The sequence below is a fragment of the Clostridium sp. MCC344 genome, from assembly GCF_018785365.1.
Lineage (GTDB): Bacteria > Bacillota > Clostridia > Lachnospirales > Lachnospiraceae > Pilosibacter.
Window position 1 is genome coordinate 28,185 of record NZ_WQPQ01000058.1, and the last position, 14,411, is coordinate 42,595.

Here is a 14,411-nt window from a genome sequence, read left to right on the forward strand (position 1 = left end):
GTGTGGTGAAAAGTGATGAATTTAGCAGAATATAAGGGTGTATATGTCTTTGCACAGCAGGTAGACAATCAGATCAGCAGCATCGCTCTGGAGCTGATCGGTAAAGGTAAAGACCTGGCAAAAGATTTAGGAACAACTGTAACAGCAGTTTTAGTTGGTTCCAACGTAAAAGGTCTTGCAGACGAACTCGGTGAGTACGGTGCAGACAAAGTTATCGTTGTTGACGATCCAGAATTAAAAGATTACAGAACTGAGCCGTATACTCATGCGATCACATCTGTTATCAACGAGTTCAAGCCGGACATCTTCTTAATCGGTGCTACAGCAATCGGTCGTGACCTTGGCCCGCGTGTTTGCGCACGTATCCATACAGGTCTTACAGCAGACTGCACACAGCTCGATATCGGAGATTTCCCGCTCGTAGCTATGCCGGGTAAAGAGCAGAAACATGGTCAGCTCCTTATGACCCGTCCGGCATTCGGCGGCAACACGATCGCTACAATCGCTTGCCCGGAATTCCGTCCGCAGATGGCTACAGTACGTCCAGGCGTTATGCAGAAGCTTGACCGTGAGGCTGGCAGAAAAGCTGAAATTGTCGAATTCAACCCGGGCTTCACTCCGGACAACAAGTACGTTGAGATTCTCGAGATCGTTAAGGCAGTATCCGACGTAGCTGATATCATGGATGCAAAGATCCTTGTTTCCGGTGGCCGTGGAGTTGGCAGCGCAGAGAACTTCAAACTGCTTGATGACCTCGCTGAGGCTATTGGCGGTACAGTAAGCTGCTCTCGTGCAGTTGTAGATTCCGGCTGGAAGCCGAAAGATCTTCAGGTAGGACAGACTGGTAAGACTGTTCGTCCGCACGTATACTTCGCAATCGGTATTTCCGGTGCTATCCAGCACGTAGCTGGTATGGAAGAGTCTGACATCATCATTGCGATCAACAAAGATGAGTCCGCTCCGATCTTCGATGTAGCTGACTACGGTATCGTAGGCGACTTAAACAAGATCGTTCCGATGCTGACAGAGAAGATCAAAGAAGCAAAGGCTGCAGCAGCTAAATAATTTACGTGAATTGTAAATGTATATAAAGTAGGCAGAGTGATTCTGCCGGTAGTGTCACAACAGGTGATGATCCCCGTCCGGGTTTCCGGGCGGGGATTTTTGCATTATGGTGTCCTTGGTTTATCCTTCGTTTGTTGATTATAATGATAGAAGACTGATAAATGGAGGATTTTTTATGTTGTATATGAGTGAACTTAGAGAGTACGGGGAATATCTGAGGGACAGGGAGATGAGTGAGAATACGGTAGGAAAATATCTGCGGGATGCGGAGAATTTTCTACAGTTTTCGAACGGAAGAGAGATCAGCAGGGAGCTGATGATGGAGTATAAATCATATATTTTGAATGCATGGAAGATATCGAGTGTAAATTCCATGATCACGGCAGTGAATTCATATCTGAAATGGGCAGGACAGGCGGAATTCTCTATCCACACCTGCCGGGTACAGAAGCAGATCTTTCGGGAGAAGAGCAGGGAGCTTGGAAAGGAAGAATATTACAGGCTGTTAAATGCAGCAGTTTCGGAAAAGAGAGAGCGGCTTTCCGGAATTCTGAGGACAATCGCGGCGACAGGAATGCGGATCGGTGAACTTCGGTATCTGACGGTGGAGACACTATCGAGACAGAAAATAGAGATCTATTTTAAAGGAAAACAGAGAGTGATTCTTATGGCGAGGTCTCTTGTGATATTTCTGCGGGATTATTGCCGGAGAAACAGGATCACAAGCGGGATAATATTTGCCACAAAGAATGGAAATCCGGTAGACCGGAGAAATATCTGGGTGGAGATGAAGGAATTATGCGAACCGGCGAGAGTACTGCCGTCAAAGGTGTTTCCACACAATCTGAGACACCTGTTTGCGAGATGCTTTTATGAGAGAGAACGGGATCTCGTGAGACTGGCAGATTATCTGGGACACAGCAGTATCGAGACGACGAGACGGTATACGATGATCACAAGTGAGGAGGCGTGTGCGCGAGAGCTGGAACTGGGACTCGCAGGGAACGAATCATGGGGCGGGGCAGAAAAAAAATAAGACGGAAGAGATTAAAAAAGGAGAACAGCCGTTATGACATAATGGGTATTATGTCGTATTGGAAGTTCTACTTTTTTTAATCATCCAGTATCTGAGGTGTAATCAGAATACCAAATGATTAAAAATTCATATGTGTACATAAGTTATCATATCACGAACGGTCTCGAAATACAATAAATTTCAGTGAATCCGAGCTCTTTTTGGCATATTTAGTTAATGCGTCATTACGGCAACGAAGAAATGGAGATAAAAATTCCGAAGATCTCAGCGCCACCGCATGACATAATACCCATTATGTCATGAATAGAGGCGAACGGATGATGCAGGATACCATGGTCGGGAAAAAGTTTGGGAATCTGGTGGTTCAGAAGCTGGCTTACCGGGGAAAAGATTCAAAGAAATACTGGGAATGCCAGTGTGGCTGTGGCAGAGTCTGTCTTGTCCAGGAATCCCATCTGAAAAACGGTCATACGAAGAGTTGTGGCTGTCTGCGAAAAAAAAGGATGACGAACCGCTGGCTGGATCTTACCGGGCAGAGGTACGGGAGACTTGTGGTCCTGCGGCTGGCGAATCAAGATGAGATTTCAGTCTATGGTACTGGCAAGGAAGGAGAACCTGGAAAAATAGCAGAAGAAAATGCTGGGGTTTTGGGCAGACTGCAGGATCTGTGGCTTTGCAGGTGTGATTGCGGAAATGTATGCGTCTGTCAGAAGGAAAATCTCAGGGACGGAAAGACAAAGAGCTGCGGCTGTTTCCGCAATGAAACCCGACAGAAAAATATGCGCAAGGCAATTCACTTTGTGGACGGAACCTGCGTGGAGCGCATCGCGTGCCGAAAGACCTGCGTCAACAACACCAGCGGTCACCGCGGTGTATATCGGAGATCCAACGGAACCTGGCGGGCCAGCATCGGATTTCAGGGAAAAGTCTACAATCTTGGGACCTTCACTGCGTTTAATGAGGCGGTGCAGGCGAGGGTGAAGGCGGAGAAAGAGTTGTATGATCCGTTTATCAGAAGCTTTCAGGCACAGAAAAAGAAGACTTCAGGCAATGAAATTCCTTCATGTGCCGTAGGAGCAGAAAAGCAGATGGAAGAAGTTCTTGCAGAATGATTCACCCAAAGGTATGTGTACAAGTAATTGATCAATGTGTGGATAGGATACAAAGGTATCAATCAGAAAGAAGGGACAGTATGAAGAAGATGAAGTTGATCAAATCAAAGAAAATGCTGACAGTGCTGCTTACCGCAACGGCGGCGATGGCAGTGACTCCGATGGCGGGGTATGCGGAGACAGTACAGACAAAGCAGATCGTAAATCAATCTTCAGAGGCAACGGTTGAAGTTTTAAGTGGAAACTGCGGACCTGTTGATGAGGAGGGTAATTTTACGGAGTCAACCAAATGGAGTCTGGAAAAGAATTCAGAAGCGGAGGAATTCTATACTCTAAGAATTAGTGGAAATGGCCGTATGGCTGATTTTACAATAAATAACACAGAAGATAACAGACCGTGGAAGGACTATTTGGACTCCATCAAAAAAGTAGAAATGGAATCTGGCATAACTTCGATTGGATCATGGGCATTCAGCAATATGATAAATTTAGAGGAAGCAAATATTCCTCTTAGTGTAGAGAGTTTGGGAGATTGTATTTTCCGTAATGACACAGCGCTTACAACAGTTACATGGCCGGAAAATTTCGAAGCCCCTGAGTTGGTTGATTCAGATTCAAATACAAACATATATAAGGGAAGATATGTGCCGACGAGCATGTTTGATGGATGTACAAGTCTTGGAGAAGGTATAGATCTGGAGAAATGGCTTCCGTCCAGCTTTGAAGGTGTTGGCTGTGCTGCATTTCGCAAAACTATGTTTTCAGTAAATTTTGATGAGTGGTCGAATCTTAAATATATTGGCGCATATGGATTTGCAGAGATACCGAATCTTGACAGTGTCACAATTAAGGACAGCTGGGAGTTTGGAATGCGTGGTGCAAACTCTAATGCATTTAATGGATCTGGTTTAAGAGAAGTAGTAGTAGAAGACAAACGAACAGAAATTCCGAATGCAATGTTTTGTAGATGTAACGCACTGGAATCTATAACATTGGGTAAATCGATTGAAAAGATCGGTACGAATGCATTTTCGGGCACATCAAGTTTGAAAAACATTGATTTAAAGAATGTAACACAGATTTCTGGGTATGCATTCTATGATTCAGGATTAAGGGAGTTAATACTGCCGAAGAAAGTGAGATTAGTGGATGGAAGAGCGTTTGGACGCTGCGCCGAGTTGGAAAAAATATATATAGATTCCGATAATGTGGCATTAAATGGTAATTCATTTACTGGGTGCAGCAGTCTTTCTTATATTGAAACGGCAGAAAACACAAGTGTTGCAATGAATAATTCGTTTAAAGAGACTGGGCAGCCAGGGGAAACAGCAGCAGTAAATCTTGAGGAGATCAACGCAAAGGGCACTATAAGCGGAAGGATTAATGAGCTGACCGGGTTAAAAAAACTGTCCATGGATGGGGATAGCGAGATCGCTAAAAATATTAATCGAATTGCAACAAACTCACTGCAGACATTGACCATCAGTGGAAATAGCTATGAATTTGATGGGTATTGCTTCGCTAAGAACAATGTGCCGGAAAATTTGATTGTAACGGCAAAAAATACAAAGGCTTCTGACAAAAAAGAGGCAGCATTCCGTTCCAATCATGGTATTAAGAATGCCAAATTTACTGGAAAAAATGTTGAGCTTCAGAGCAAGATGTTCGCAGGTTGCGCAAACCTTGATAGACTTGATTTGTCAAAAGCTGAGAATGTTACATTTGGATCCCAGTGTTTTGGAGATGATACTAATACAGGTTATACTGGTGGATCTGTAAATAAATTTAATAAAAATTGTGTAATTTACGTTGCCAATAACAGGGATGCCCAAAAAGCAAGATCTGATTCGGGAATAAGCAATGACGCAGGAATTATTCTTGTTGCAAACGGCGGAATCGTTTTGGATCAGGCAAATGGCATAGACGCTGTTGTAAAAGATGGATATTGTGCAGAGTGGTATGATAATGCTGAATTTAATGGGCATGCAGTAACAACAACGGAGTCAGGGCATACATATTATGCAAAGTGGATCAAGAGCAGTTATAAAGTAACACCGGATTCCGTTGCGTTTGGCAGTGTTGAATATAAAGAAGATGCAGAGCCTAAGACTGTGATCGCGACCAGCAGCAACGCGGAAGAGTTCTCTATCACGGCATTTTGTTCAGATGATACGATTTTTGATATTGGTGTGACAGGTAGGGAAGTTACGATTACACCTAAAACAGATAATGCAGTTGGAAAATATAGTGAAAAGGTGTACATTACCTTAAATAATGGAACGGCCTTTATCGTTCCGGTGACAATGATGATCAAGCAGGCAGAGCCGGCCTATGAAGAGATGCTTCCTACGGGACTGATTGCTGACCAGTGGCAGAAACTTTCTGAGGTAAAAGGCTTACCAAAGGAGTTTAAGTGGAAGAATCCTAAAACCATTTTAAAGGAATATGGGCTCCAGAAGTTTGAGGCAGTATACACACCGGATGATAAAAATTACCATTCTGTAGATTGCATGGTTGAAGTAGATGTCATGCCGGAAGCGCTGGTAATGAATTCCGTACCGGTAATTACTGCAGAGGACATAACCTTAACGGTAGAGGATAAGTTCGACCCGAAGGATGGAGTCACTGCCTGGGATGAGGAAGATGAGGATCTTACAGACAAAATCGAGATCACCTATAATGATGTGGATACCAAGAAAGCGGGACTTTATAAAGTAATCTATAAAGTAACGGACAGTGATGGAGCGACTGTGACGAAGACCATCACGGTTACAGTCAACCCGAAGATGGAGACATTAAATGCCATTCCGACAATCAGCGCAAAGGACGTAACCCTGACCGCAGGCGACAGCTTTGATGCAAAGAAGAATGTGGCAGCTGCGGATGCGGAAGATGGAGATCTGACAGCAAAGATCGAGGTGATTGCAAACGATGTCGACACCACAAAGGCTGGCACTTACCATGTAATGTATAAGATAACCGACAGCAAGGGAGCTTCCGCAACGAAGACGATCACTGTAACGGTAAAAGCAAAAGCTAACACTAACAGTTCCGACAGCGATGATAGTGACGAACCGGCATCCAGTACGACGAGGAAGACAAGCCTGGTATCAGCCTCCACATTGGAAGGATTCTGGAAGCGGAATGAAAAAGGCTGGTGGTTTGAGGCGAAGGACGGAAGCTATCCGAAGTCTTCCTGGAAACTGATCGGCTGGAATGGAAAACAGCAGTGGTATCACTTCGATGAGAACGGCTACATGCAGACCGGTTGGATCAAAGACAATGGAATCTGGTATTACCTGCATAATCAGGCTGACGGAAGTCAGGGACATATGTACACTGGCTGGCATCTGATCGACGGAAAGTGGTACTACTTCAGTGAAGGTATGAAGCAGCCGCAGGGCGCAATGCTTGCAAACACGACTACACCGGATGGATATGAAGTTGGTCCGGACGGGGCATGGACTGGTAAATAAAAATGCAGAATTCATTGAATGGTTTTGCTGAGATGAATTCATAAAAAGCAGATGTAGAGGACAGAACCTGGTATTCTCTGAAAAGGGGATATCTGGTTCTGTTTCTCTATATGGAGAACGCGTAGGAAAAGCTGAACGTGGTCCGGCAGCAGGTGCTGTGTTTGAAGTTAATTCATGTTATCATAACACTATAAGCTCTCGAAAAGCAAAGAGAATGTTTATGAAAGCCAATAAAAAATAGCAGAATGCAAACAGAAAGTTGATATAGGAAAATGCTAAAATTTAAGCGAAAGGCAGTATAGAAATCACGTTTAAATGTGAGGAGCGAAAATGAAGAGACTAAACATCCCGGTAGGAGTATCCAATTTTGAAGAGATTAGAAAAACTGGATCGTACTATGTCGATAAAACTGGATTAATCGAAGAACTTCTAAAGACATTTTCGACACAGGTGACTCTTGTTACCCGGCCGCGCTGATTTGGAAAAACACTTGGGATGAGTATGCTGGCGAGTTTTTTTGATGTTCGGAAGGACAGCAGTGAGCTGTTTGAGGGATTGAAGATCGCAGAAAATAATAAAATCTGCAGAGAGTGGATGAACCAGTACCCTGTGATTTTTCTGAGCTTAAAAGACGTGGATGGTCTAAGTTTTGAGTCGGCAAAAGATATGCTCAGAATGCAGATCGCGGCGCTTTACAATGAGCATTTCTATTTGAAACAGAGTGAGCGGGTAAATGAAAATGAACGGGAAATATTCGGTCAGCTTGCGAATGTAGTGTAGGGCAGACCGACGGATGCCATGCTGAAGATGAGCCTGTCCGTGTTGATGCGGATGATGGAGATGCATTATGGAAAGAAGGTCATCCTGCTGTTAGACGAGTATGATGTGTCGCTAGCGAAGGCGAGTAGTCACAAATACTATGACGAGATGCTGGAGATCATCCGGGCAATGATGAGTACGGCGCTGAAGGACAACACATCCCTGCAGTTTGCGGTGATAACCGGATGCCTTCGTGTATCGAAAGAGAGTATTTTTACCGGGACCAATAATTTTGTTTCTGATACGATCTCTGATACCCGTCTGAATGAATACTTTGGATTTACACAGAAAGAAGTGGACCAGATCCTGACAGATGCAAAGAGGGAAGATCAGCTTGCAACGGTAAAAGCCTGGTATGATGGTTACCATTTCGGTGAATTTGATATCTATTGTCCGTGGGACGTTATGAACTATGTGTCAAGGCTGCAGACGGATCCAAGCGCAAGACCGGCGGGTTACTGGAAAAATACCAGCGATAATGCGATCATCCGCTCTTTTATCGATATGAAGAGCGATACGATTACCAGGAAGATTTTTATCATGCTTTTCTGGCGGGAATCTTTACCGGAGCCGGATATATGGTGGAGTCAAATAGGGAACATGGTGAAGAGCGGAGTGATGTGGTGGTAAAAGATCTCCGGCATGGGGCGGTGTTTTGGAATCGCTTTTTATAAGAGGCGCTGTATGGTAAAAAAAAATAGAGTCCTGGAAGTTCCCCGGTTGTTGGCTGTAATAGAGACTGACGATTGGGGGACTTTTTTGAAATTCGAATGAAAAACAGATAAATAGCTGTGTACTTTACCGAATAAAACAGTTATACAAAGAAACATGACCGTGCTATGATAGATTTAAGAAACATGCAGGGGCAATGAGAAGGTTTCTATAAAGTTGCTGCAGAAATTTATTTACATCAGGAAGAGACGGGAGGCAGATACATGAATTTACTCGATCTATTCAGTCTTCAGGGAACCTTGTTTGCACTGATGATTGTCGGAGCAATCTTAAAGAAAAAGGAGATCATCGATGCCAATGGAAAGAAATGTCTGACAGATTTATGCATCAACGTGGTGATCCCATGTAATATCTTTAAGTCGTGCCTGATTGAATTCAACATGGAAATATTCCGGTCATGCGCACTGCTTTTACTGGCGGCGGTGATCATGCAGGCGGTCTGCCTGATTTTAAATAAGTTCATTTTTAACAGGTATGTGCCGCAGAGAAGGAAAGTCCTCCAGTACTGCACGATCGTTCCGATGAGTGGATTCCTCGGAAATCCGATCGCAGAGGCGATCTATAATGAGATCGGAGTTTTGTATACTTCAATTTTCCTGATCCCTATGCGGATCATCATGTGGTCTGTGGGGACAACTTATTTTGTGGCGGATGAGAAGGTGGATAAGAAGAAAGTCGCGAAGAACGTGCTGACACATCCATGTCTGGTCGCAATTTATCTGGGCTTGATCTGCATGGTGACTCAGGTGAAGCTTCCAGCTGTCATCACGGCGACAGTGAAGTATCTTGGGAATTGTAACAGCGCCCTCACGATGCTGATCGTGGGAACGATTTTGGCGGATGTAAAGATTACAACGATCTTTAATAAAGATACAGCCATGTTTTCTGTATTCCGTCTGATCATTCTCCCGGCAGCAGCACTGGTCGTTGGACTTGGACTTGGACTTGATGCCACATCACTGGGAATCAGCGTTCTGATGACCGGCATGCCTGCCGGAGCTACGGCGGCGATTTTTGCGGCAAGATATGACAGCGACGCCTTGTTTGCAACGAGATGCGTGGTTATGACGACGCTAATGTCCATGCTGACCCTGCCAGTCTGGTGTTATCTGGCAGGGTGAGAGGGCCCGGGCAGGTCGATCGTTTTCAGTTGGGAGAAGAGATAGAAATTTTTGTTCATTTGAAAAACGGCACACCGCATGCGATAGAGAACGGAAAGCTAGGTGGTTGTGCCGGTTCTGGTGAGTGCAGCGTTTGCGGCATCCATAAAGTTCCGGATCGCCTTCCACTGGTAAGGCTGTTCCAGAGAACCGAAGCGGATCTTATATTTGGCGGATCGTCCGAGATGGATGATCCGCATTTTTTTGCGCTGCTCAGGGGAGAGGGAGCTCATGGCAAGGTTCAGTGGGGAGATGCAGGCGCCTTTTCCGGCGGCGCAGAGCTCCAGAAGCATTCCCATATTGTCGGACTGGGTCTTTACGATTGGTTTGAAATTGCCCATGGTGATGAAGTGTCTTCCGAGCTGACCGGCGATGTCTGTGGCGTAGTTTAGAAGGAATGGGCAGTGTTCGAAGATCGAGAAGTCTTCCGGGCTTCTTAACATTAACGGTTCCGGCTGTGAATCTGTCAGTGCAGGGAGATCCTGGACAGAAAAGGAGACAGTGCCAGCGGTGCCATGAGTGAAATCAGAGCCGGAGCAGCAGATAGTCTTTGGAAGATGTAAAAATAGGGAATCTGCTGGGGCGGCATCGGAAATGACCTCATGAAACAGAGAATCAGCAAGCAGAAGGACGACCTCCTCCTCATAGAAATCGCTCAGAGTGATCCCTGGCAGAAAATCCGGGAACTTCGCGATGGCGAGATCGATCTTATGTTCCATCAGGTCTTTTTGTAGTCCAGTGTTCGCATTTTCGATGACCTGGATCTCCATATGCGGGTAGCGGCGCTGGTATTCCGTGATGATCGCAGGCATGATGGCGTGGCAGCGGGTAAAGGAGATGCCGATCCGCAGGATGCCCTGCTCATTTTTAGTCAGGTCGGCAAATTCGTGCTGCATTGCCCGGTATTTTTTCTGGAAGTCTGCGGCGTACTGCCAAAAGATCTCTCCGGCATAGGTGAGCTCCAGGGGAACATGGCGGACGAAGAGCTTGCAGTCCAGCTCCTGTTCCAGATTGGCGATGTGGGTGCTCAGGGTCTGCTGGGTGATGTGGAGAGCATCGGCGGCTTTTGTGAAGCTGCGCTTCTCGGCGGTCATGAGAAAGTAGTCCATGGAAAGAAAGTTCATATAAAACCTCCGGAATATAAAAAAGAAAGGTAACTGTTCAGTAGGTCTGCGCACTTGCTGCGCTGACCGTAAGAAAACCTAGGCTAAAAGGCAAAAATCCATCGGCGTAGCCGATTTGGAATGGATTTTTGCATGTAACTGTGAAGGTACTGAACAGTTACAAAGAAAGTTTAATTGTAAGTGTCGTGCAGAGTCTCGGATCAGCTGTGCTGATCATAAAGGATACGGGACAGCCAGAATGAACTGGGAAAATCGTGGAAAAGAATAAAATCTGTAACTTATATACAGCTTTTTAGCTGTATTATATATCGGAAAATACAGTTAGACAAGTGGAAAATCCAGGCGTATACTATAATCATAAAGGTGGATCAGGATATCTGAACAGGGAACAGCTGGTTGAGGGAATGGTTCACGAAAGAAAATAGGGAAGAGGTAAACATTATGAAGGTACACACCAGTGAGACGGCCGTTCTGGTTGTGTTCGCGGTGACGCTGATCGGGTGCATCCTTGCGGGAATCCCGATTCTGGCAGCGTTGGCACTTGGATATCTGATCTTTTTCGCGTACACTTTGAGCCGCGGTTATACGGTCAGAGATATTCTCGGGATGTCCTGGAAGGGAATCAAGACGGCGAAAAATATTTTAATTACGTTTTTACTCATCGGGATGCTGACGGCGCTCTGGCGGGCGGCAGGAACGATCCCGGCGATCGTCTCCTACTGCGCAGGGCTTATGAATCCGTCGGTAATGATTTTGATGGCATTCCTTTTAAACTGTCTGGTGTCCGTCCTTACAGGAACAGCATTCGGAACGGCGGCGACCATGGGCGTGATCTGCATGACCATGGCGAAGGCGATGGGGTGCAATGAGATCCTGACGGGAGGCGCGATCCTCTCCGGCGTGTTCTTCGGGGACCGGTGTTCGCCGGTATCCACCAGCGCGCTGCTGGTCTCGGAGCTGACCCACACAAATATTTTTGACAATATCCGTCTGATGGTGAGGACGGCCATCGTGCCGCTAATTTTAACCTGTGCCTTTTACGGTGTCTGCGGAATCGCATTTCCGGCGGCGGAAGCCGGAAATTTGTCGCTGACGGAGAGCTTTTCGGGCGTATTCCATCTGGGACTGATTCCAATTCTTCCGGCGGTGGTGATCATGGTATTATCACTTTTCCGGGTACAGGTGCGGATAGCGATGCTGGCAAGTATCATGACGGCACTCGGCGTGTGCCTTTTCTGGCAGCACACGGACCTGTTCCTGATCGTTGGAATTCTGGTCAACGGTTATAAATCTCCGGATCCATCAATCTCGTCCATGATCGACGGCGGCGGAATCATGTCCATGGTGCGGGTGGCACTGATCATCACGATTTCGTCCTCCTATTCGGGTATCTTTGAGGGAACCGGACTTTTAAATGGTTTAAAATCGAAGATGGGCTCGGTGAGCAGAAAAATCACCGTTTTTGGTACGATCCTTATGACGTCCATGGTGGCGGGGATGGTGGCCTGCAATCAGACACTGGCGACGATGCTGGTAGATCAGATCTGCAAGGAACTGGAGCCGGACGCTCAGAAATTTGCGATCGATATGGAAAATTCTGTGATCGTAGTCGCACCGTTAGTTCCATGGTCGATTGCCGGTGCAGTTCCTCTGGCATCCGTGTCAGCACCGCTTACATCGATTGTGGCAGCAGTCTTTTTGTATCTGCTTCCGCTATGGTATTTTGGCGTGAGACTTAGGAAGAAATGAACGAAATGAAAGAAATGAAAGAAATACCCCTCACCTTGAAGATGCACTGCATTTTCGGGGTGAGGGGATTTGATTAGCGGAAGATTCCGATGGAACCTTCTCGCTTCGTGAAAAGGCATATTTTTCTGTTGATCAGGAGCGATTATTTTGCAGCCTTCACAGATACAACAGTACCGGAGAATGCGTCAACGGCGCTGACAGTACCTGTGTAGGTTACAGTAACCTTATCGCCATCTTTGACTTCTGCGAGTCCTTCCGGCTTTTTGTCATTATCGAATGTAAATGCGTAGTCCTTTCCGTCAGAGGTGATCGTGAACATAAAGTCCTTGATGTCGCTGATCGTTCCGGTCATCGTGGATTCTTTTTCTTCATCGGCTTTTTCAGTTGTTTCTTTTGCGTCAGCTGTTTCTTTTGCGTCAGCCGTTTCTTTTACTTCAGCCGTTTCCTTTGTGCCAGCCGTTTCCTTTGCAACGGTCGTTTCTTTTACTTCAGCTGTCTCCTTTGCAGCGGCAGTTGTCTGTGCAGCTGTGGTTGCGGTGGTTGTGCTCTGGGAAGAGCATGCGGTTGCTAATGCGAGAACGCCTGCTAAAGCAGCAGTCAATAATAAGTTCTTTTTCATAATCAAAGCTTCCTTCCTGTACTTGAAATTGTAGTTGCAAGGAAAGAGAATTTGGAAACAGATGTTTCAGATCTCTTTCTTACGTCTACTATTGAACCATAAAGTTGTGTCTAAAGTGTCAATAAAACATGAAATTTAAAGGACAAATCTGAAAGATTTTCTTCAAGCAAGAAAGAAAAACGTAAGAGGTTTAAGAAAAATGTTTCGTCAAAGATACTTTGAGTAAGATGAATGTTGGATATGAAAAATTAGAGAGGTTTGTGTGAGCCGATAGAGCTTTATTCGAAGAAAACACATTCGAAACAGAGGCACCGCAAGGAAAATTTACATAACCATGGCAAAGATATCAGATAGAAAGATTTGAAAGGATTTGTATTTGGATTTTGAAAATTGCAGTCGTTAGGGAGATTGTGTAATGGTCACGGTATCTGCACTCCACCAAGGGGAGCGGAAATACCGTGACTTTTTGAAATTCGCATAATATGGTCGGTGAATAACAGTTACCGCTCCGGCGTGGTTTTCCAGATTCTACCCAGTGTGCGAGTATAGGAATTGGAGAGATGGTGCTGCATTGCCAGAGCTGCTTTTTCAGGCTGATTTTTGAAGATTGCTTCACCGATAGCCAAATGTTCTTTATATACGAGCTTTCCATCAATGGAATTGTTGTAGACAGATTTGACTTCAAAACGCAGATAATGATCCAGGATCAGACTGGTCTGTCGGGAAAACCATCCATTATGGGAAGCATCCGCAACAAGACGATGAAACTGATGATCAATCCGGTAAAGAAGACGACTGTCAAGCGAGGAGAGATTCTGCTTTAATTCGGACAGGCAATCCATGATTGCCAGCTTTTCCTTGTCGGTACCTCGCTCGGCAGCAAGTTTTGCGTTGTGAGATTCCAGAAAAATTCGTGCCTCCAGAATATCTCCGGCATCCTGTTCTGTTACGGGGACAACTTTTACTCCCTTTCCGCGTGCGAAACTGACATAACCTTCCTTTTGAAGCTCAAGAAGAGCCTCACGGACAGGTGTTCTGCTGATACCGAGTTCGGTGCAGATCGCCTCCTGAGAATAGATCGCATCAACGCGGAAACGGTTGTAGAGAATTGCATTTTTGATCAGATCATATGCCTGATTTTTATATGTCTCAGTATGTATTTTTCGAGTCCCAAGAAGACTCTGCTGATTGTCATCCATAAAAACCTCCATTTGAATTTGGTATAGGAACGAAAATGTAATATAAATCAGTTCATTGTCGATGGTGATGTTAGTCGAAACAGGAAACCATGAAATGAAACAAAATGTTTTGGAAAAGCATTACAAAAAGTTCTGTATTTTAATCGAGACAGTAATTTTTTTCAAAAATATCGTATATTTCTTTTAGTATATAAGGAATTTGGCTGAAAATCAACCGCTTTGCCGTGAACTCTTGACAATCCTAAAATGAAAATTTAAATTCCACTTCTCCAAAGGGCGGTGGAGTTTACTCTTGCACAGTTGATATTTACTCATGCATA

General features: G+C 45.2%; 9 protein-coding genes and 1 pseudogene. 7 read left to right on the forward strand and 3 right to left on the reverse strand.

Features of this window, described 5'->3' with window-relative positions:
• Positions 1-15 precede the first annotated feature (15 nt).
• The 6 genes and pseudogenes from GPK90_RS13575 (at position 16) to GPK90_RS13600 (ending at position 9,361) form a co-directional block, all read left to right on the forward strand.
• A complete protein-coding gene (locus GPK90_RS13575) occupies positions 16-1,065 on the forward strand; it encodes an electron transfer flavoprotein subunit alpha/FixB family protein (RefSeq protein WP_118530434.1) in 1,050 nt (349 codons plus the stop codon).
• A gap of 175 nt (positions 1,066-1,240) precedes the next feature.
• Positions 1,241-2,101, forward strand: coding sequence for a tyrosine-type recombinase/integrase (locus GPK90_RS13580; protein ID WP_215703219.1), 861 nt, complete (start codon positions 1,241-1,243; stop codon positions 2,099-2,101).
• Between the two features lie 317 nt (positions 2,102-2,418).
• Positions 2,419-3,213: an AP2/ERF family transcription factor gene (locus GPK90_RS13585; protein WP_118530438.1), complete on the forward strand. Its 795-nt coding sequence runs from the start codon at positions 2,419-2,421 to the stop codon at positions 3,211-3,213.
• Positions 3,210-6,689, forward strand: coding sequence for a leucine-rich repeat protein (locus tag GPK90_RS13590; RefSeq protein ID WP_215703220.1), 3,480 nt, complete (start codon positions 3,210-3,212; stop codon positions 6,687-6,689). Before GPK90_RS13585 ends, GPK90_RS13590 begins: the two co-directional genes overlap by 4 nt.
• A 330-nt stretch (positions 6,690-7,019) precedes the next feature.
• A pseudogene (locus GPK90_RS13595) lies at positions 7,020-8,138 on the forward strand (AAA family ATPase).
• A 305-nt stretch (positions 8,139-8,443) separates the two neighbouring features.
• A complete protein-coding gene (locus tag GPK90_RS13600; RefSeq protein WP_215703221.1) occupies positions 8,444-9,361 on the forward strand; it encodes an AEC family transporter in 918 nt (305 codons plus the stop codon).
• Between the two features lie 98 nt (positions 9,362-9,459).
• Here GPK90_RS13600 and GPK90_RS13605 read toward each other — a convergent pair whose 3' ends face one another.
• Positions 9,460-10,524: a LysR family transcriptional regulator gene (locus tag GPK90_RS13605; RefSeq protein ID WP_215703222.1), complete on the reverse strand. Its 1,065-nt coding sequence runs from the start codon at positions 10,522-10,524 to the stop codon at positions 9,460-9,462.
• Between the two features lie 441 nt (positions 10,525-10,965).
• On the opposite strand from GPK90_RS13605, the gene GPK90_RS13610 reads away from it, so the two are divergent.
• Complete coding sequence (locus tag GPK90_RS13610; protein WP_215703223.1) at positions 10,966-12,273, forward strand: Na+/H+ antiporter NhaC family protein; 1,308 nt, start codon at positions 10,966-10,968, stop codon at positions 12,271-12,273.
• Between the two features lie 142 nt (positions 12,274-12,415).
• Here the strand turns inward: GPK90_RS13610 and GPK90_RS13615 are convergent, their stop codons facing one another.
• Together GPK90_RS13615 and GPK90_RS13620 are read right to left on the reverse strand one after the other, a co-directional pair.
• Positions 12,416-12,892 carry a hypothetical protein gene (locus GPK90_RS13615; RefSeq protein WP_215703224.1) on the reverse strand — a complete coding sequence of 159 codons (477 nt, stop codon included), beginning with the start codon at positions 12,890-12,892 and terminating at the stop codon, positions 12,416-12,418.
• 500 nt (positions 12,893-13,392) lie between these two features.
• Positions 13,393-14,091 (reverse strand): GntR family transcriptional regulator, encoded by a 699-nt coding sequence (locus tag GPK90_RS13620; protein WP_118530450.1) that lies wholly within the window; start codon positions 14,089-14,091, stop codon positions 13,393-13,395.
• Positions 14,092-14,411: the final 320 nt, after the last annotated feature.

Coding starts and splice junctions, on each gene's coding strand:
- GPK90_RS13615 (WP_215703224.1), bottom strand. CDS start 12,892: ATGAAAAAGAACTTATTATTGACTGCTGCTTTAGCAGGCGTTCTCGCA.
- GPK90_RS13620 (WP_118530450.1), bottom strand. CDS start 14,091: ATGGATGACAATCAGCAGAGTCTTCTTGGGACTCGAAAAATACATACT.
- GPK90_RS13575 (WP_118530434.1), top strand. CDS start 16: ATGAATTTAGCAGAATATAAGGGTGTATATGTCTTTGCACAGCAGGTA.
- GPK90_RS13590 (WP_215703220.1), top strand. CDS start 3,210: ATGATTCACCCAAAGGTATGTGTACAAGTAATTGATCAATGTGTGGAT.
- GPK90_RS13605 (WP_215703222.1), bottom strand. CDS start 10,524: ATGAACTTTCTTTCCATGGACTACTTTCTCATGACCGCCGAGAAGCGC.
- GPK90_RS13585 (WP_118530438.1), top strand. CDS start 2,419: ATGATGCAGGATACCATGGTCGGGAAAAAGTTTGGGAATCTGGTGGTT.
- GPK90_RS13610 (WP_215703223.1), top strand. CDS start 10,966: ATGAAGGTACACACCAGTGAGACGGCCGTTCTGGTTGTGTTCGCGGTG.
- GPK90_RS13580 (WP_215703219.1), top strand. CDS start 1,241: ATGTTGTATATGAGTGAACTTAGAGAGTACGGGGAATATCTGAGGGAC.
- GPK90_RS13600 (WP_215703221.1), top strand. CDS start 8,444: ATGAATTTACTCGATCTATTCAGTCTTCAGGGAACCTTGTTTGCACTG.